Source organism: Cryobacterium sp. TMB3-10, from assembly GCF_004402305.1.
Lineage (GTDB): Bacteria > Actinomycetota > Actinomycetes > Actinomycetales > Microbacteriaceae > Cryobacterium > Cryobacterium zongtaii.
The window spans coordinates 17248-35602 of record NZ_SOGH01000010.1 but is presented as its reverse complement, the minus strand read 5'-3'; the positions used below and the strand labels follow the sequence as shown (position 1 = coordinate 35602).

At 63.4% G+C, this 18355-nt stretch carries 19 protein-coding genes and 3 pseudogenes; 7 read left to right on the top strand and 15 right to left on the bottom strand.

Features of this window, described 5'->3' with window-relative positions; all coding sequences use genetic code 11:
* Nucleotides 1-122 (top strand): annotated as a pseudogene (locus E3T22_RS04715) (transposase); the annotation flags it as partial.
* A gap of 75 nt (nucleotides 123-197) precedes the next feature.
* On the opposite strand, the gene E3T22_RS19335 reads toward E3T22_RS04715, so the two are convergent.
* From E3T22_RS19335 to E3T22_RS19625, 4 genes are all read right to left on the bottom strand, one after another.
* Nucleotides 198-746 (bottom strand): hypothetical protein, encoded by a 549-nt coding sequence (locus tag E3T22_RS19335; RefSeq protein ID WP_241983596.1) that lies wholly within the window; start codon nucleotides 744-746, stop codon nucleotides 198-200.
* Between the two features lie 61 nt (nucleotides 747-807).
* Nucleotides 808-1563, bottom strand: a complete 756-nt coding sequence (gene istB, locus E3T22_RS04705) for an IS21-like element helper ATPase IstB (RefSeq protein ID WP_088458228.1) — start codon at nucleotides 1561-1563, stop codon at nucleotides 808-810.
* The gene (istA, locus tag E3T22_RS04700) at nucleotides 1560-2798 is read right to left on the bottom strand and encodes an IS21 family transposase (protein ID WP_088458229.1); all 1239 of its coding nucleotides are present in this window, start codon (nucleotides 2796-2798) and stop codon (nucleotides 1560-1562) included. The genes istB and istA overlap by 4 nt, the downstream gene beginning before the upstream one ends.
* Complete coding sequence (locus tag E3T22_RS19625) at nucleotides 2755-3009, bottom strand: type ISP restriction/modification enzyme (protein WP_166788929.1); 255 nt, start codon at nucleotides 3007-3009, stop codon at nucleotides 2755-2757. Before E3T22_RS19625 ends, istA begins: the two co-directional genes overlap by 44 nt.
* Before the next feature lie 307 nt (nucleotides 3010-3316).
* On the opposite strand from E3T22_RS19625, the gene E3T22_RS18985 reads away from it, so the two are divergent.
* Nucleotides 3317-3457 (top strand): hypothetical protein, encoded by a 141-nt coding sequence (locus tag E3T22_RS18985; protein WP_166788928.1) that lies wholly within the window; start codon nucleotides 3317-3319, stop codon nucleotides 3455-3457.
* Nucleotides 3458-3855: 398 nt separating this feature from the next.
* Here the strand turns inward: E3T22_RS18985 and E3T22_RS04695 are convergent, their stop codons facing one another.
* The 4 genes from E3T22_RS04695 to dhaK form a co-directional block, all read right to left on the bottom strand.
* A complete protein-coding gene (locus E3T22_RS04695; protein ID WP_088458230.1) occupies nucleotides 3856-5001 on the bottom strand; it encodes a glycerol dehydrogenase in 1146 nt (381 codons plus the stop codon).
* Between the two features lie 461 nt (nucleotides 5002-5462).
* On the bottom strand, nucleotides 5463-7913 hold the full coding sequence (gene ptsP, locus E3T22_RS04690) for a phosphoenolpyruvate--protein phosphotransferase (RefSeq protein WP_088458231.1): 2451 nt from the start codon (nucleotides 7911-7913) through the stop codon (nucleotides 5463-5465).
* Between the two features lie 3 nt (nucleotides 7914-7916).
* Nucleotides 7917-8561 carry a dihydroxyacetone kinase subunit DhaL gene (dhaL, locus tag E3T22_RS04685; protein WP_088458232.1) on the bottom strand — a complete coding sequence of 215 codons (645 nt, stop codon included), beginning with the start codon at nucleotides 8559-8561 and terminating at the stop codon, nucleotides 7917-7919.
* A 4-nt stretch (nucleotides 8562-8565) separates the two neighbouring features.
* The gene (dhaK, locus tag E3T22_RS04680; protein ID WP_088458233.1) at nucleotides 8566-9564 is read right to left on the bottom strand and encodes a dihydroxyacetone kinase subunit DhaK; all 999 of its coding nucleotides are present in this window, start codon (nucleotides 9562-9564) and stop codon (nucleotides 8566-8568) included.
* Nucleotides 9565-9663: 99 nt separating this feature from the next.
* On the opposite strand from dhaK, the gene E3T22_RS04675 reads away from it, so the two are divergent.
* Together E3T22_RS04675 and E3T22_RS04670 are read left to right on the top strand one after the other, a co-directional pair.
* On the top strand, nucleotides 9664-10560 hold the full coding sequence (locus E3T22_RS04675; protein ID WP_241983595.1) for an IclR family transcriptional regulator: 897 nt from the start codon (nucleotides 9664-9666) through the stop codon (nucleotides 10558-10560).
* 57 nt (nucleotides 10561-10617) lie between these two features.
* Nucleotides 10618-10782, top strand: a pseudogene (locus E3T22_RS04670) (transposase); the annotation flags it as partial.
* A 298-nt stretch (nucleotides 10783-11080) separates the two neighbouring features.
* Here the strand turns inward: E3T22_RS04670 and E3T22_RS04665 are convergent.
* Both E3T22_RS04665 and E3T22_RS04660 read right to left on the bottom strand, forming a co-directional pair.
* Nucleotides 11081-12355 (bottom strand): FAD-dependent monooxygenase, encoded by a 1275-nt coding sequence (locus E3T22_RS04665; protein ID WP_088458236.1) that lies wholly within the window; start codon nucleotides 12353-12355, stop codon nucleotides 11081-11083.
* A gap of 142 nt (nucleotides 12356-12497) precedes the next feature.
* Nucleotides 12498-14138, bottom strand: coding sequence for an MFS transporter (locus E3T22_RS04660; RefSeq protein WP_088458237.1), 1641 nt, complete (start codon nucleotides 14136-14138; stop codon nucleotides 12498-12500).
* Between the two features lie 100 nt (nucleotides 14139-14238).
* On the opposite strand from E3T22_RS04660, the gene E3T22_RS04655 reads away from it, so the two are divergent.
* Nucleotides 14239-14790 carry a MarR family winged helix-turn-helix transcriptional regulator gene (locus E3T22_RS04655; protein ID WP_088458238.1) on the top strand — a complete coding sequence of 184 codons (552 nt, stop codon included), beginning with the start codon at nucleotides 14239-14241 and terminating at the stop codon, nucleotides 14788-14790.
* A 508-nt stretch (nucleotides 14791-15298) separates the two neighbouring features.
* Here the strand turns inward: E3T22_RS04655 and E3T22_RS04650 are convergent.
* The 3 genes and pseudogenes from E3T22_RS04650 to E3T22_RS19620 all read right to left on the bottom strand — a co-directional run.
* A complete protein-coding gene (locus tag E3T22_RS04650; protein WP_165791186.1) occupies nucleotides 15299-15505 on the bottom strand; it encodes an ANTAR domain-containing protein in 207 nt (68 codons plus the stop codon).
* A 114-nt stretch (nucleotides 15506-15619) separates the two neighbouring features.
* Complete coding sequence (locus E3T22_RS19325) at nucleotides 15620-15796, bottom strand: hypothetical protein (protein WP_240632537.1); 177 nt, start codon at nucleotides 15794-15796, stop codon at nucleotides 15620-15622.
* Between the two features lie 121 nt (nucleotides 15797-15917).
* A pseudogene (locus E3T22_RS19620) lies at nucleotides 15918-16028 on the bottom strand (DNA/RNA non-specific endonuclease); the annotation flags it as partial.
* 12 nt (nucleotides 16029-16040) lie between these two features.
* Between E3T22_RS19620 and E3T22_RS19460 the strand changes: the two are divergent.
* A complete protein-coding gene (locus E3T22_RS19460) occupies nucleotides 16041-16169 on the top strand; it encodes a hypothetical protein (RefSeq protein WP_255416818.1) in 129 nt (42 codons plus the stop codon).
* Nucleotides 16170-16498: 329 nt separating this feature from the next.
* Nucleotides 16499-16888: a hypothetical protein gene (locus tag E3T22_RS04640; RefSeq protein ID WP_134479516.1), complete on the top strand. Its 390-nt coding sequence runs from the start codon at nucleotides 16499-16501 to the stop codon at nucleotides 16886-16888.
* A gap of 256 nt (nucleotides 16889-17144) precedes the next feature.
* Here E3T22_RS04640 and E3T22_RS04635 read toward each other — a convergent pair whose 3' ends face one another.
* Together E3T22_RS04635 and E3T22_RS04630 are read right to left on the bottom strand one after the other, a co-directional pair.
* A complete protein-coding gene (locus E3T22_RS04635) occupies nucleotides 17145-17660 on the bottom strand; it encodes a DUF4232 domain-containing protein (RefSeq protein WP_088458241.1) in 516 nt (171 codons plus the stop codon).
* Nucleotides 17661-17866: 206 nt separating this feature from the next.
* Nucleotides 17867-18352 carry a hypothetical protein gene (locus E3T22_RS04630; RefSeq protein ID WP_088458242.1) on the bottom strand — a complete coding sequence of 162 codons (486 nt, stop codon included), beginning with the start codon at nucleotides 18350-18352 and terminating at the stop codon, nucleotides 17867-17869.
* Nucleotides 18353-18355: the final 3 nt, after the last annotated feature.

The following is an 18355-nucleotide window of genomic DNA, read 5'->3' as shown; positions in this document are numbered from 1 at the left end:
CGTTGTTCGCGGTCGTGATGGAGGCCTACGTCCACGGTGTCTCGACCCGGAAAGTCGACGACCTGGTCAAGGCGCTCGGCGCTGACACCGGGATCTCCAAGTCGGAGGTGTCCCGGATCTGCGCGGTGAAGAACGAGCCGACGCGCAGCCTCGGGATCTTGGCGGCCTGAGACCACTAACCCTTTGAGTCAACTGAACTAGGGCCGGTCCCAGTCTAAGTTTGCTCGAAAAAATAGACAGTTTCCATCCGTACGAATGCACCCACGGTGTCGAAGCAAACGCCGCTTTGACGGCGCCGGAGCATCTGCTCCGGACGTCTCTACGTGGTCAAGCGGGCAGGACTGCCCGACGAGGAGTGCCATGAGCACCAGCTGGAAGATCAGGCGCGGAACGAGCGGGAACGCCGCGGCACCGAAACGCTCCCGATTTCGCGCTGCGTGGACGTTGGCGGGAAACACGACGATGAGGAACACGAGCAGGCAGATACCGGCAGCCAGCCGGGTCTGCGACAGGAGCAGGCCGATACCTCCTGCGATCTCGCAGAGCCCGGTGAAGATCACAAGGTTTCGACCGCTCAGCAGTCCGCGGCCGCGTAACCGCGGCGGGATCATGGCGACCATCGTGTGCTGCATCAGCGGCACAAAGTGACCGACGCCCATTGCCACGAAGACAAGGGCGAGCACGCCCCGCATGATCCACTGGAGCGATTCGGGGAGGGAGTCATCCAGAACCCACTCGATTGTCAACGCCGACCCAAAACAGGGCCAATAGTGCCGTTTGAAAACAGGACCACTATGTGTGTTTCTACTATGCCGTATCGGGCGCGGTCTGGTGGCTTTTGAGCCGGTAGCTGGTGCCCTTGAGGCTGATTACGTCGGCGTGATGAACGATGCGGTCGATCATCGCGGAGGCGACGGTCGGGTCGCCGAAGACCCCGCCCCAGTGCCCGAATGACAGGTTGCTGGTCATGATCAGCGACGCGTGTTCGTAGCGGCTCGCGACGAGCTGGAAGAACAGGCTCGCGGCGTCCTGGTCGAATGGAATGTAACCGACCTCGTCGCAGATCAGGACGCTGTAGCGGCGCAGCCGGGTCAGCTCCGCGGCGAGTTTCCCGCGGGAGTGGGCGTCTTGAAGGCGGGCGACCCAGCCGGTTGCGGTGTCGAACAGGACGCGGTGGCCGTGTTTGGCGGTCTGAACGCCCAGTGCGACGGCGAGGTGGGTCTTGCCGGTGCCGGGCGGGCCGAGGAGGACGACGTTCTTCGCCTCGGTCACGAACGTGCTCGTGCCCAGGTGCGCGATCAGGTTCCGGTCGGCGGAGGGCTGGTGATCGAAGTTGAAGTCCTCCAACGTCTTGTGCCCCGGGAACCGGGCGGCCTTGATTCGCAGGGCTGCGCCGGAGGCCTCGCGTTCGGAGACCTCGCGGGAAAGGACCGCGGCGAGGTATTCCTCGTGCGACCAGCCGGCATCGCGGGCCTGATCGCCCAGGCGCCGGAACGCGTCGCCGATCCTCGGGGCGCGCAGCGCGCGGGCGTAGTACTCGATCTGAGATGCTGCGGTGCTCATGCGATCAGGCTCAGATCAGTCAGGCCACGACCGGTGTCAACGCCGAACACGTCGTCGTAGGACGAGAGGCTGGCCGTCTCTACGAACGCGACGTGAGCCTGGGGTCGTTGATCGCGGCGCAGCGTCTGGAACTGGCGCCGCAACACGGCCGCCTGGGCGACGTGGTCGGGGTCGGTGACGGTCAGCTGCCTGGCCCACGCACGGTCGTGGGAGGTGACGGTGACGCCGTTATGGGAGACGTGGATGCGCTCGAGGTCAGCCGTCACGTCCACGAGCCGGCCGATCAGCGCCGGCGCGACGGAGTAGTCGTTCGAGTGCACCCGAACGTAGTAGTCCCGGGGCAGCCGAACCGTGTTGCGAAACAACACGTCCGGGACCACGGATGAGAGTGGGCGCATCGCGGCCCGGTCCTGGGCGATCAGGTCGATCGGCCTAGCCCGCCGGGAGCGGGAGTGCCGCGCGTTGGCGATCGGCAGCCAGGCCGCCATCTGCTCGTTGAAGTCCTGCGGTGAGGCGAAGTCGCGGCCCGGCATGAACGACGAGCGGAAGAACCGGTTGCGGCGCTCGACCATGCCCTTGGACTCCGGGTCTCGCGCCTTGAGGAGCTTGATCTCCGTGCCCAGCGTCCCGGCGAACGCGGCCGTGGGCTCGGTGAGTTTGCCGCGGCCGATACCGGTCTCGTTGTCCCAGAGCAGCCGTTTCGGCACCGCGTGGGCGGCTTGCAGCAGGGACCACATCCCGCCGAGCAGATCGGGTGTCGTCCGCGACGGCAACATCAGCGCCTGGAAGAACCCGGAGAACGTCGACGTCATCACCAGCACCGGCGGCATGCCCTCTTGCCCGTGTCCCAGCGGCAACGGCTCGTGCGGGAACCACAAGTCGCACTGGACCTGCCGGCCCGGCTCGTGAACGAGGCGGTCCGCGGGATCCGGCGCCACGTACTCCGGCCGGACGCTGGCGACCTTCTCGCGGAACACTGACGCGGACCCAGGCCAGCCGACGCGCTCGGCCAACGTCGAGGCCGGCATCGTCGGCGTCACGGCCAACAACGCCCGAACCTGCGGGGCGAACGCATCGAAACTCGACCCAACCGCGGGCCGCTGATACTTCGGCAGCCGGTCTGATTCCAGCGCCCGCTCCACCGTTCCCCGCGAGACGCCGACGAGCCGGCCGATCTCCCGCTTCGAGTACTCACCCGTCGAAAACAGTTGGCGTATCTTCGCCCAATCGTCCATATTGATCACCTTCCATACTGGTCGGTGGTCCTGTTTTCAATCGGCGTTGTTGGTCCTGTTTTCGGTCGGCGTTAACATCGATCGCAGAACGTGAGCCGAGCATGTATTCATGCGCCTCTTCCGGTATTCCGCGGAGCGTGAGGCGTTGGTTGTAGATAATCGTGGACTTGTCCCATGCTCCGGCCTTGCTCTTCCGCTTTGGTGGTGACAATCGACGAGAACGAAGTCCAACTGGAAGTCCTGCGCGAGCAAATCTTTAGAGTGCTGAGTTCCGCACAAACGGTCAAACAATGTGAACATCCGTGCACGGATTCAAGATCACCCACCCAACGATCCATCCCCGTCCAACCGAACCAGCGACACGTTCACGGCGGCGCACCCATATTGCATCCGAGTCCGGACATGAGAGCCGTCCCTCTTCGGGGTCCCGCCTGCTCAGCCAGGCTAGAGCCAGCGGGCTGGTCTACGTCCAGATCAGCTTTCCACTGAACGCGACGAGCCGGGTGGAGTAGCTAATCTTGGACAGCTTCCAGGTCACCGCGCAGGTCGTTCCGGTGCCCGGTCCAAATGATGTCGAACAGTTGGGGCGCGTGGCCTTCTCGGTTGCACGGATTCACGGCGAGTTCTTCGACTCGAACATAATCATGGGTATCGCCTGAAACAGCATGAATGCGGTCAACCGCCGCGTGAGCCCCAAATGCACCCACAACGCCCAGATCGCCCTTCTCCAAGGTGCCCAGCCACCTATACGTCGGCCGCTATCCCGACGTCGACTCCGAGGTGCTCAGGACGCCGGGGTCGTCGGCGGCGTCGCGACGGGCGTCCATCGCGCGGATGCCTCAACCGACAGCATCCCGCTCAACGATCGCGGGGCTGGCTCGGAACTGTCCGGGCTGCGCTGCACCCGTCGGTGCATCTGCGTGCTCGGGCAGGTCCAAGCAAGACAGCCTCAGCGGGCGACCTGTTCATCAACGACAGCGCCGCCCCGGCGGCCGAGTGCAGGACGGCGGCCAGCCGGAACGCCACTGCGGTGCGTGGCGACCGGCGGGCCGACGTGTCAGTGCTTTTGCACGTACCTGACGGGAGCGGGCAGTCCGCGCGCAACGCGCACGGAGCGAGAGAGCCGCTCGATCGACTTGAGGGCGTCGAGAACGTCGTCTGCCGTGACTACGAACGGCATGTTGTGGATTGTCTCGCCCGGCAGGGTTGAAGCCGTTGCGATGGCCCTCAGTTCTTTCTCGTCGTCTAGGCCCAGACCGATCTCCGTCAGCGTGGTTGGCAAACCGACGCGAGTGGTGAACTCGATGAAGTCTTCCACCTCGGTGCGTGGCGCGCCCTCAAGGACGAGTTGGGTCAAAGAGCCGATGTTCACCTTCTGACCGTGGGTGAGCCCGTGGGTCTGCGGCGCCGCCGTCAGACCGTTGTGGATGGCGTGGGCCGCCGCTAGGCCGCCCGACTCAAAACCAAGCCCGGACAATAGGGTGTTAGCTTCTACCAGCTTTTCGAGAGCAGGAGTGACCAGGTTGTCACGCACGGCGTCGAGTGCGGGAAGGGCATTTTCCCAGATGACGTCCCACGACAACTTGGCCAGCGCGGTTCCAGTTTGGGTCGGTAGCCCACCGGCCATCGTGGTCGCATTGGCAGTCGCCGTGGCCCGGGCTTCGAGCCAGGTTGCCAATGCGTCGCCGATACCGGCGATGAGGAACTCGACCGGCGCATTGGCCACGATCTGGGTGTCGATAAGCACAAGGTCGGGATTGCGGGGGAAGAACCGGTACTCGACGAACTCGCCCTCCTCCGTGTAGATCACCGAGAGTGCGGAGGTGGGTGCGTCGGTCGATGCCACGGTGGGCACGCTGACCCAGCGAATTCCGGCCAGGAAGCCGGCGGCCTTGGCTGAGTCGATCGTGCTTCCGCCACCCACGCCGATGATCACGTCGGACTTGGTTGCGCGGATCTTCTCGACCAGCGCGTCGACTGCGGCCGCGGTCGCGAATCGGCCGAACTCGACTCGTTCAACGCGGAGGCCCGCAGTGGCGAAGCTCGCCGACACCTGCTCCCCTGCGAAGCCCCACACGACGTCATCAGCGACGATCACGGGGGCGGATCCGATCTGAGCCACAAATTCGCCGAGGCGATCAATCGCTCCCTTGCCCTGGACGTAACGTCCGGGGCTCATAACTGTGCGGATTGGAGTGGTCATCGTAGACCTTCTTCCTGGTTGAACTGCGTCTACATCTTTGTGGGACGGTAGCGGTGAACCGGTCTTCCGGGTCACAGATTTCACACTACGCCCGCCGATCCGGCCGAAAACGGGCGTCCTACGCCGAGCGGCCGAGCGAACGCACCTTCGAGCGGATTCTGGCACGTTCGCCCAATCCGAGATCAAGGCCCACAAAATCAGTTTCAAGGCGTAAACACGCGTCCGAAGCCATATTTCCTGAATGCTATTCAGCATTTTTGGACGATGGGTTCCAATTTTGGAAACCATCGATGCACGTCTGTGCAAATCGGACGCTCGTGAGCGGCCCGGCACCAGCAGATGCCCGCCGAGCCGCCGGGGATACGCTCGAGTCAAGCGATCGTCCAACGATTCGGCGGGCATCTTCCGGAGCAGTACAGCAGTCCGGGTCCCCACCGGATTAGCGGGTTGTTTCGGGCTCGCTACACCCGTGTCGGCTCAAGCAGAACAGCGGCGGCGGACCGGGCCGCGTCGGCGCTACCGGCGGCAACCGCGGCGATCGCGGCATCCCGGCATTGATTCAGCGTCACGCCACGCAGGAACTTCGCCGCGCCACCCAGGGCGCGCGGAGACATCGACAGGCTGGTTGCCCCGAACCCCACCAGGACGGCGGCGAGCATCGGATCTGCCGCGGCCTCTCCGCAGACCCCGACCGGCTTACCAGCCACCACACCGGCCTGGCAAGCCTCCCGGATCATCCGCAGGACCGCTGGCTGCCAGGGGTCGTTGAGCAGGGCGAGCTCTCCCATCAGCCGATCGGCCGCCATAGTGTATTGGGCAAGGTCGTTGGTCCCCAGACTCGCGAAGTCCACCCGTTCGAGGATTGAGCTCGCGGTGATGGCGGCGGCAGGAGTCTCGATCATCACACCCACGTTGTGCAGGCCGTGCGCGGCACATCGGGCCGCAAAATCCGCAGACTCGTCGACGGTCGCGATCATGGGAGCCATGACACCGACGACGGCGTCCTCTGCAGCCACCGCCGTGGCGATGGCCCGCAGCTGGGTGTCCAACAGTTCAGGGCGCTGCCACGCGGTGCGATACCCCCGGATGCCGAGGGCAGGGTTGACCTCGTCCGCGGCCGTGACGAAGGCGAGCGGCTTGTCGGCGCCCGCATCCAGTGTTCGAATCGTCACTTTCTTCCCAGGGAATGCGGCAAACACCTGACGGTAGGCGGCGACCTGTTCGTCCAGTCCCGGAGCTTCGGCGTGGTCGAGGAAGCAGAATTCGGTGCGGAAGAGGCCGACTCCCTCGGCATTCGCCTCGATCGCGGCGGCAACGCTGTCCGGCGAAGCCACGTTCGCGAGGAGCTGCACACGGTGCCCGTCTCTGGTCGCTCCCGCGCCGTCGAAGGTGACCACCCGGCCGACCTGACCCTCAGCTCGCACCACCTGCTCGTCGGTGGGGTCCACGACGATTTCACCGGTCGTGCCGTCGACGATCACCACGCTCCCCTCGGGCAGGTCCATCGCATCCCGGGCCGCCACCACGGCGGGTAGGCCGAGGGCACGCGCGAGGATGGCCGTGTGGGAGGTCGGGCCGCCTTCGACGGTGACGATCGCCCGACACACTTTGGGGTCGATCAGCGCCGTGTCGGCGGGCGCCAGGTCACGGGCCACGAGCACATATGGCTCGGAACGATCCGGCAGGCCCGGTGCCGGACGGCCGAGCAGCTCAGCCACGATGCGGTTGCGCACGTCGTGCAGGTCCGGGATGCGCTCGGCGAGGAGCCCGCCCTGTTCGCTGAAGAGCGACGCGACCTCACCCACGGCCGCCCAAACGGCGCGCTCTGGAGTGTGACCCTGCTTGGTCACCCGGGAAACGGCCGCATCGATCAATCCGGGATCGGCCGCCATCAGCGCCGTCGCTTCCAGAATTCCCTGCGCCGCTCCGGTGACCCGGACCGCCTTGGCCCTGAAGGCCAGGGCAACGGATGCCGCGGCAGTTACGATTCTCTCCGCGGCCGCCTCCCGTTCGCGCATAGAGAGTTCGGCTGCCGGTCCGGGTTCACCCATCGGCTCCTGCATCCGCACGATCGGACCGACGGCGAGGCCAGGACTTACGCCTAGCGGCCGGTTCGACGCCGCCTCGGTCGAGGGCGGTGCCTCCGGTTGCGGCGCGGGCAGTGCCGGAATGGGCGCGGGAGCGTTTGTGGTCTCCAGTTCCCCGAAGCCCTTGCAGACCAGGTCGCTCACGGCCTCGAGTGCCGCCACGGCCTGTCGTCCGGCCGCTGCGACAGAGATCGTGTCGCCCTTCCGGGCGCCGACGGCCAACAGTGCCGTCGGGCTGTTGGCCGGCACAGGGGGCTTGCCGGTGCGGAGGTTGGCGACCGTCACCGTCGCCTCAAATGCGCTGATGGCGGTGACGAGCATCGAAACCGGTCGCGCGTGCAGGCCGTGGGGGTTCAGCAGCATTACCTGGATCGTGTGTTCCGCCGCCGGGCCGGAATCGGCCGGACGGCCGGCCGGCTCCTCGTCGCCTAGGTGGCTCTGCTTGGCGCGGAGGGCGCCTCGGGCCTCACGTTCCACGTCGTCGAGGGTGGCGCCACCCGCCGCTCGCACGACTGCCGCCATTAGACCCTCAACGAAGGGAGCGCTGCTGAGCCGGACGGGCACATCGGGGTCGTCCGAGAATTCCAGCGCCATTTCCGCGCTCATCACAGCCGATCCTAAATCCATCATCACGAGCACGCCCTCGGGAGAGGACACCTCGGCGATGGCCTCGGAGACTTTGAGCGCATCCGTTCCGATGACGCCTTCGCTGGCACCGGCCGCGATTGCGATGGCCGGCCCGTTGACCCCGACCATCTCCACCGCGAGGTCCACTGCTGCCTGCGCCAGACGGGGGCTGTGCGATACAACTACGATTCCTATCACGATCTACTCCTCGTCGAGGATCTCGGCCAGCGCTTGGAAGAGCAGCGACGTCGACGCGGCTCCCGGATCGACATGACCGATGCTGCGCTCCCCCAGGTAACTTGCCCTACCCTTGCGGGCGAGCAGAGGTTCAGTGGCATCCCGCCCCGTTCGGGCGGCGGAGTAGGCAGCACGGGCTGCTGAAGAAATATCGGAAGACACGATAAGAGCGGCATCGAACGCGTCGAGCGCGGGAGCAAGAACGTCGAACATGGTCTTGTCCCCCGCCTCAGCCTTGCCGCGGGCAACGACACCATCCAGCCCTGCACGGAGGGCCGCCGCCAGGCCGGACGCGTCCAGAGCCTTGACCGGTCCTGCCGTGGTACCGATCCGCAGGAAAAAGGTGCCGTACAGAGGGCCGCTGGCGCCACCCACCGACGTCACCAGGGTCATTCCCACGCCCTTGAACAGTTCGTCAACGGTGCCAGCCGGCGAAGCCTGGATTCTCTCGAGGACCGCACCCATGCCACGGGTCATGTTCGAGCCGTGGTCCGCGTCGCCGATGGCCGAATCCAGTTCGGTGAGGTAAGCGACCTTCTCAGTCACCAAATCGCGAAACCGGGTCAGCCAGCCGGTGAGCTGATCAAGGTCGATCGTGTCATTCGTCATGGTGTTAGATCCCCCAGCGCATTCCGGCGGTGTTTACCGGTGCGTCCCACAGATGAAGCAGGTCTTCGTCAGCCTTGAGGATCGTGACAGAGCAGCCCGCCATGTCCAGCGCCGTAATGTAATTGCCCACGAGAGAGCGGGCGACCGTGATGCCGGCAGCGTCGAGGATCTTCCGGACTTCGGCGTACATGACATAAAGCTCGATCAACGGGGTACCGCCTAGCCCATTCAGCATCACGATCGTCGGGGCCCCGGTGAAGTCCAAGTCGGCGAGGATCGGCTCGACGAGTTGGCGGGCTACCTCAGCGGCCCCGGCCAACGGCACGCGGAAGCGTCCCGGCTCCCCGTGAATGCCCACGCCGATCTCCATCTCGTCTTCGGGGAGCTCGAAAGTTGGTTTCCCGGCCGACGGGACTGTGCAGCTGGTGAGGGCAACTCCCATGGAGCGACCGGACTCATTGACCTGGCGGGCCACCGCGGTGACGGCGGCGAGGTCGCGGCCTTCCTCAGCGGCCGCACCCACGATCTTCTCGAGCAGGACCGTGGTGCCCACACCCCGGCGGCCTGCGGTGAACGTTGAATCCTCGACCGCCACGTCGTCGTTAACGACCACAACTGCAACCGTGATCCCGGTCTCCGCCGCCGCGAGTTCCGCGCCCATTTCGAAGTTCATCACGTCACCCGTGTAGTTCTTGACTATGTGCAGCACGCCCGCTCCGCTGTCCACAACCTTCGTCGCCTCGAGCATCTGGTCGGGCGTCGGCGAGGTGAAGACCGCTCCAGCGCAGGCCGCGTCAAGCATGCCCACACCGACAAAACCGCCGTGGAGCGGCTCATGACCGGTACCTCCACCCGAGAGCAGGGCAACTTTGCCTACTCTCGTTGGGGCTGCCCGATAGATGATGCGGTTGACGTGGTCGACGCGAAGTTCCGGATGCGCGGCCGCCACGCCGATAAGGGAATCGGCCAGAACCGTCTCCGGGGAATTGATCAGTTTCTTCATGTTGAGACCTCCAGGTTTACCTTCATGTTTGCTCTCCGTTGAACTTTTCGAGGTGGATCCGCGAGACGCGTTCGCCCGCAACTCAATACAAGCCACAGAATGCAATTCGACAATGTCGAATATCCTCCGGAAGGATGGTGGATGTCAACACGGGTTATGAAGAAGTGTCAATGGCGCAGCATACTGAAGAGATCAACCGGAGGTGCAGATGTGATTCAAGCCATCGATCGTGCGGCGAAAGTGCTGTCATCGTTGCAGGGCGCACGCCACCTCGGCATCACCGAACTCTCCGCCGAACTGGGGCTGCCGGTCTCGACCGTGCACGGCATCGTCAAATCGTTGCAGGGCCACGGCCTTGTCGCGCAGGAGCCCGGCGGCAGCCGGTACTTGCTCGGCCCGGCCCTGCTCAAACTCTCGAATGTCTACCTCGACACGCTCGATGTGCGCGCGCGGGCCATGCGCTGGACCGTCGAACTCGCGCGCAGAACCGGACTGTCCACGCGTTTGGGAGTACAGCTGTTCGACGAGGTCATCGTCATCCATCACAACGAGCGCCCTGACGGCAGCCAGCAGATGCCCGAAACGGGCCTGTCCATCCCTGCCCACGCCTCGGCAATGGGCAAAGTTCTCCTCGCGTATAGCCCGGAGTACACCTCCGAATTGCTGGGGCGAACCCTCCGCAGTCTCACCGGCGCCACGATCACCGACCCAGCCCAGCTCGCCATGCAGTTAACCTCGATTACGGAACACGCCATCGCCACCGAAGAGGACGAGGCGGTGCTGGGTGAGTCGTCGGTCGCGGTGCCCGTGGTGGACACCCGCGGCACTGTCATTGCCGCGGTCGCTGTTGTCGTTCCGACGAGCGAGTGGCCTCCTGAATCCAGCGTGCTGAATAGCTTGCGCGAAACGGCCCGAAACATCTCCCGGGAACTCGGCGCCAGCACCTGGCCGCCGAGGGCACCCCAACCAGCCGTCGTCGCGCATTCAGAGCCGTGAGAGCGACTCGCCGGCCATGGTGTCGAACATGAGTTCGCTGCGTTCCTGCGGCGGCACTGGCGCCAGATCTGGTCCACAAACTCGCTGGAACGGGTGAACAAATCAAACGCCGCACCGACGTCGTCGGCGTGTTTCCCAACGCTGCAGCTCTGTTGCGCCTGGCCGGGTTGGTTTTGATCGAGCAGCACGACGAGTGGGGAGCTGGCGAACGACGCTACTTCTCCGAAGCATCCATGCTCGAGCTGGCCACCAGGAACAGCTCCATCGAGGTCCTCGACGGGGCAATCAGCACGGATATCGACCCAGCCTGGCGAGTGCACGCCCTCCGGGGCGATGACGGTACCGCCGGAGATCATCATCGGTGCGGCCGGGTCCCGGCGGTTTCCGCCAGGTGAGTTGGAGCTCGCGGTCGGGAGAATTCCGGCCGGGGTGAGGGTGAGCGGGGTCATGACTATTGCTCCAAGGGTTCCGGTAAATCGAAGCAATCATGCCTTGTCTGTTGATGCGGGTCCCTGGGAGGTCAGGAGACATGATCCTCATCATCGTGGGGTATTTGTTGAGGAGAATCGGAATTCTGGTTGGAAACAAAGGTTGATTTGATCAGATGTGTGTAGTGGGGCAGTTCGATCTTGTCAGCCGGTGGTGTAAAAATCTTTTCGCCCAGTGCGCTGAATGCGCGGGTTGCGCCGAGTTTGAGCGCAGCGTTGTAGACCGCCAGGCCGGGTCGGGTTTTGGGGTTTGCTATGCGGGGGGCACCGGGTGGCAGTTGTTGGGCTTGGTGGACGTATGGCCTCATGAGGCGTTCGTAGTTTTGGTTTGCGGTATCGGTGTCGTGGGGATGGGATGCGAGTTCTCCGGCCAGCACGTACGCGCCGACGAGGGCCAGGCTGGTGCCCATGCCGCTGATGGGTGAGGCGCAGTAGGCTGCATCGCCAAGTAGTATCACTTTGCCTTTGGACCAGCTCGGGGCGTGTACTTGTCCGATGTAGTCCAGATACATGTCCTCTGCGCTTTCGAGACCTTCTAGGATGCGGGGGATTTCCCATCCGGCGTCAGCGAAGCGGTTGCGTATTGCCGTCTTCTGTTGTTTGGGGGGCAGGTCTTCGTATCCTTCCGGACCGGAGAGGAACGAGAGGGCGGCCCGGGTGGTGCCCTTGTTGTCGGGGCGCAGAAGAGCGGCCCGGCCTTGAGTTGTGTTGTACCAGTGCGCCCAATCGTCATCGTGGGGGGTGCGGTCAATGGTGAAATATGTCGTGTACAGGCCGAGGTGCCTGATGACTGGCTCGTCTCCGTATACCAGGGCCCGGGTGCGGGAATTGATGCCTTCGGCTATCACCAGGGCGTCGAAGGAGCGGTCAGGCCCGTGCTGGAAGGATACGGTGATTTCGTCGGCGGATTCGGTGACGCCGGTGATGACGTCGCCGAAGATGTACTCGACACCCGTGGAGTTGGTGTCAATGATGATGCGTGCAAGATCTCCGCGCAGGATCTCCAGCTCAGCTGTCGCACCTGCGGTGTCGGAGGTCGAGGCCGGGAACTCGGCGACTGTTTCGCCATTGCTGTTGATGAACCGTGTCCCCTTTTCACCCGTTGTCGCCTCTCTGATGGTCTGTTCTATTCCCATGCGGCGGGCCACTTCGCGTCCGGCGCCGCGAACGTCGATATTGTGCCCGCCCACCCGCAGTTGGGCGGCACGCTCGATGATGGTGACCTCCCACCCGTATCTTGCCAACCAGTAGGCGGCGACGGGACCAGCGATGCTGGCTCCGGAGATCAGTACACGCATATTCGGCATGCGGTGGTTCCTTTCAGAGTGGGCGAGGGTTGCCGGTTCATTCGGTGAATCCGGCCCCGGTAGTGAGGTGGTCTCCGCCCCCGCGGTCGGGAGGCGGAGACCACCGCTCAGAGCAGAAGGGCGGGCGAGTTGGGCACCCAGTTCACGCTTTGCCGCTTACGGATTTTTGAGCCTCGGTTGAAACACTGTCGGCGTGTGCCTTCTCGGTGAGCCGCTTGCTCGGAATGAGCAGGGTGGCGACCACCCCGATGATGAGGAAACCGGCCGCGAGGTAGGAACCAAACGCAATCGCTTGGGTCATCGCTTCCCTCGCCGCATCGGCGACGAAAACTGTTTCCGGGTTCGCTGCCAGCGGCCCAATGGCGGCTCCGGCGCTGTCGGTGACCGCGTTGCTGAGATTGCTCGCCTCCGCCCCGGAGAGGCCGGCGTCGGTTAGCTTGTTCTGCAGGGTGCTCCCCAGGGAGGAGAAGAATACCGTCGTCAAGGCGGCGATACCAAGTGCCGAGCCCAGTTGGCGGAAGGTGCTCTGGATGCCCGAGCTCTGACCGCCATCTCCTTCCGGAACATCTGCCAAGACCACGTTGGTCACCTGGGACGTGGCGAATCCGACGCCGATCCCGTAGAAGAACAGGACCAGGGCGATGAACCACCAATTCGCGTCAGTGACGGCCGCAACAAGGCCGAGGCCGGCAAGTCCCACTACTTCAAGGATGAGACCGATACGCACCAGTGCCAGCGGAGAGACCTTCGCGGAGAGCGGGAAGCTGATGCCGCTGGCAACGAAGCTGCCGATAGCGATAGGGACAAGTGTTGCTCCGGCTTCCAGCGGCGTGTAGTCCAGAGTGAACTGCAACCACAGCGGCAGGACGGCGATGATGCCAAATTCACCCAGGCCAATGATCAGCGTGGCGATGTTGCCGTTGCGGAAGGACGAGATCGAGAATAGCTTCACGTCCATGAGCGGCTGGTGCTTGCTGTTCACACGGCTGATCACCACCTGACGGCACACGAAGACCGTCATCAGCACGACAGAGAGCACGAGCGCCACGAATGCCGGGGAGAGCCCGGCATCCCACGTGGCACCGAACAGTGTGAATGGCTGTTCGCTCATCACCCATCCATAGACGCGGCCCTCGACGAGGCCAAACGCAAGCAGGCCCAACCCGAGAATGGATAAGACGGCGCTCAGGCCATCGACGCTTCCCCGAGAACGCGGGGGTTGTGGGAGGAAGATAACAGCGATCACCAGGATGATGATGACCAATGGGATGTTGATCCCGAACGCCCACCGCCACGACGCGTGCTCGGAGAGCCAGCCTCCCAGCACCGGCCCCAGCGCGGTGGCTGCACCGATGGTGGAACCCCACACGGCAAACGCCTGGCCACGGGCCGGGCCAGTGAACATGTGGTTTAGCAACGCCAGTGACGTCGGCAGGATAGCGGCGGCACCGATGCCCTGTAGGAAGCGGGCAAGGATGAGAATCTCGCCATTTGATGCCAATCCGGCGAGAAGGCTGGTGGCACCGAAGATGACAACACCGCCGATGAACACGCTTCGAGCGCCGCGCAGGTCCGCGATTCGTCCGGAGACCAACAGCAGCGCCGCGAAGACGATCGCATAGGATTCCTGAATCCACTGTGCCTGACTTGAATTGATGCCCAGGTCATCGATCACCGACGGGGTGATCACATTCACGATGGTGGTATCCACCACGATAAGGGCCACACCCAGCGCGACGGCTATCAAACCGATCCACCGCCGCGCTCCTGCAGAAACAGCCATTCCAACCTCCATGTAACTTTACCAAATAACTATTTCATCATCAAACTACTTTATGATGGTAATGTCAACCGAGCTATGAAACCTAACGAAAGGTGGCCTCATGGGTAACTCCGTCCCGCACGCCGGGTTCCCTCAGCAGAGCGAACGCCTCAATGAGGCGCTGCGCGCCTACGGTGCCACCTACTCGGAGCTCGCACGCCAGTTCGCGGCAAACGAAGGCCTTCATTCCACTGACGCCACTGCCCTGATTGAGATCCTCGCAGCGGAGGAACGCGGCGCGGCGCTGTCCCCGGCAAGACTGAGTGAAAAAATCGGCCTCACCCCCGGAGCCACCTCAACACTCATCAACCGTCTAGAGCTGGCCGGCCACGTACTCCGCAGCCGAGTCCACGCCGATCGGCGCATCGTGACGCTCCACTCCACATCCGGTGTCCAGGCCATCGCCGACGACTTCTTCCAGCCGCTGGGTGATCGGATCGCTGACGTGTTGGCAAAACACTCCACCGAGCTTCTCGGGATATTCGAGGGCATGCTCGGGGATCTGACTGAAACGATGGAAAGCTACATCACAGCCACCACTGCCGCCCGAATCAACAGCCCACAAGAACCACCCACGCCTCACCCACAACCCACCAAGGATCCCGACCGGTGAGGAAACCGTAGGGGTGGGTCCGGCCTAAATCGCCCCAGACTCCCCAAAAACGTCGAAGTGAGTCCCGTTTAGATTGCCCGGGTGGGTCCCACTAAAGCCGCCACAGTCATACTGGATTCGACCACCAATCGCCGCAACTCCAGGAAGGATATGGGCGGTCGCCCGCGGATCGTCATAGACAGCCAGATTGGAAACGCCCGCCGCCTCATAGAAGGCGGGGAGACAGTGGCCAAGGCCTCGCTCGATCAGGTCCGAATCCGTTGTCGCATCAGAGCGGCGTTCGCTTTGTTGTCCCGCATAGGGACACGGTATCTCGAGGCCACCGGACCTAACGGCAATTCTCCCTGGGAGGCCGGCGCGAACATGACAACGGGTGGATCTGGCCTCGGTAAGCTCACCGATCGAGTTTGAGGCAATATACGTGGCCCTCAAAGCCGCCTGAAACCACTAACCCTTTGAGTCAACTGAACTCGGGGCAGTCCCCTACGCACCGGGCTATCCGAGGACGTTAGGTGAAAGTGATTTTGCCGGCGATAACGTCCGCGGCCACGGCATCAACTGAAACCCCCGTGGATTTAGCATGCCTCACGAGACATCGCAGCGCTTGGTCAGGGTTTGCGTTGGTTTGAGCGATGATCACCCCGGTTGCCTGATGCACCTGTGGGTTGTACCAGCTCTCGAATCGCCTGATCTGTTGCGGGTTTTCGATGGTCACGTCGCGCCTAGCTCTCCGCCTCGTTTCGGGTAATGAGGTTCGCCTATATTCTGGGCTGCTCCCCTCGAATGGGTCAAGATGCATAAAACGAATCTGTAACGACGGCGATAGCCCTCACTCGTCGGCAACCGAACTGGCTGTTGCGGATTTGAAGTGGATTCCTGTTGCGTCGTGGAGCTTGACCCAGTCGTCTCGACGGCCTGCGTCGTCCCGAGTGTTCGCAATTTGCGCCAGAGCGTCTGGGTCGGACAGATCGGCCAGGTCGAGTTCGGTGAGGCCGACGATATCCATGATGGGCCTTTGGAACATCCGGAACCGTCCAAGCGGCGGGGAGTGCCGGCGATTTCGACAGGTTGAACGCCCCGGACTGCGGGGCGGTGTTCGTGTAGGCGACGGTGTCGGTGTTAGCTGGCCTGGCTGTTGCGGCGACGCCCCGGACCGGGTGTTGGTGCCGGGCGAGATAGCCGCGGTCGAGGTCGTCCCTGGCATAGGTGGCCTTTTCAAGCTGTTTGTCGGCCGGGATACGCGGGTCTAGATGTCAGTTATTGCCCTGATCGACATCAACGAACTGATCACCGTTGATGTTGATGCCAGTGGCGATCGCGAGGGCCCGCAGCGGGCCCAGGAGTACGGTGAGTTGGGTGCAGGGCAGTGCCCGCATTGAGGCGCAGCCAGTAAATTCCGGCAGCGTCAGAGGAAACTGGAGGAATTCGGTTTGTATCCAGCAGGAGGAAATACTGCACCGTTCATGTCGATGGTAAATCAGTTGCAGTCGGGTCACGTCCCTCTAAGGGGTGTGGGTTCTGCGGCAAGAGTGGGGCCGGATTGTGCCGGCGGCGAGTGCTGTGGGCATAGCGACTCAACCGGCATCGGGTGCAGATCGACCGGCCACAAGCTTTGGCCCCTCGCCTGCCGTGAGCCCGTGCATGCCAGCGGCGGAGGTCCTCTGTGTAGCGCGGTGATATCCGATTCTGGCGTTCGAGGCGGCATAGTGTGGTGACGGCATTGTCCGAGGCATCCGATCAGCAGAAGCTGATGCTGAGCATGGCTTCGGGCAGTCAGGCTGCGTTCGGCCTGATTTACGATCAGTTGTGTGTTCCGACGTTTGCGATCTGCAATCACTACCTGAAGTCCCCGGCCGCGGCCGACGAGGCCATGTGCGGCCTGTGGCTATACGTCTGGCAAAACGCGGCCATGTTGTCGGGGCTTGACGGCTCGCCTTGGTCAATCATCATTGGAACAGCGGAGCACCACGCCAAGCATCACGCTCAGGCAGAGCGCCTGGCCCGAGGAACGGCTGTCTCTCTCAACATCTGCGATGACGCCACCTCCAACTGGCTGGGGTACAACATCGCGGCCAGCCCGGACAACCCGCTTTCTTAACCGATGCGGCTCGCCATCACGCCGCCCGCCGCACGTTGCTCGCACGCGCGCCCCGCCACGGGATGAGATGCCCCCTTTGTGGCTCCTACTGGATGACAAGCTATCGGTGTCCGCAGTGGCCCCGCCACTCTCGGTCTGCACCTTCGGCGTCCGATAGAGGATCTCCAAACGGACGCCATTCCCCGGTCAGGCTCGTCACTCGTGCGAAGCGGGTTCATCGCACAGCTCATGTATAGGTGGGGTCGATCCGCTTCGGTTAGGAATGAGGATTATCCGGGCTGGCGGCGAGGTTGTACACCAGCCACCTGGAGGTTGCACCATCACAGATGTTGAGATCAGCCACATCAACATGGATGTCTTCGCTACTTTGAGGCAGGCGGATCCGCAGTGTTGCCGCTCCGAGCAACGGACAGTCCTGGTAGAGATTTTGGCCAGCGACTTTGAGTATGACGTAGGCGGCCTGCTTCGGTTTTACGGTGAGCGTCCGAGCCGGGACCGTGGTTCGTTCCACGGCTGGGTCGCCGACAACGTTCCCGTTGGCATCGAGCAGGGCTACATCGGGAAAGCCGGACACTTCGCAGTCAGTGGTGCCGGTGTTGGCTAGCTTCACGTAAGACAGGGCTGTGTTTTGAGGGTGCTCAGGGTCGAATGCTTTACGGGTGGCAGCGAACTCGCAGCCTCCGGCTGTGGTGCCTACCACCGGTGCCGACGTTGCCAGGCTTTCATCGGGCACGGTCGGCGAACAGCCCGCTAGTGCCCCCAGAATGATCATCGCTGTCACGGCGGCCCGTGCGCTGGTGGATCGACAAGGTCGACCGTTCACTTGAATCCCCCCTATCAAGTTGCCTACCAGCACTGTACGGCTGATCAGCGAAAGAAATGAGGGGGAACACCTCGTCTCTCAGACCCTCAGCACACGCCCAGCTTCCCCGGGGCGCCCAAGCCGAGCGGCGTTGGGCTCCGGGCCGGGCTTTACGGTTAGAACAGGCGCGGGTGCGTTTCTTCTACCCCGGCGAGAGCGGCGCTCATCCGCTCAGGGTCCCACCCGTGGGTGAGGATCACGTCTCGAAGATCGCGGGAGCGCTGCGCGCCTTCCTCTCGCGCAAGACCATTGAACTGCCATGCTGGCCACCGGTTAGCGTGGCGGTTTTTCTGCGCCCGGTCGAGCATGTTCGTTTTGTTGGTGTCCTCGGATAGGTACGACTCTGCCGCGTCTCTGACGGTGTGCACGCAGATAGGCACGTCGCAGGAGTGCGGCAGCAGCACCGACGACGGGAGCGCTTTTCCGGTGTCGAGTTGGTAAGTGAAACGCTGCGGCCGATAGACCTTCTGGTCGTCGCCGTCCTTGGTCCAGAATCGGCCGTAGCCGTCATCAGCGATCGCGCCTGTCCATATCCAACAGTCATCGGTGGCAGGGCCCTTGACGACGTGCGACCCGAACCGCTCTACCTCCGTGGCTTTCATTTT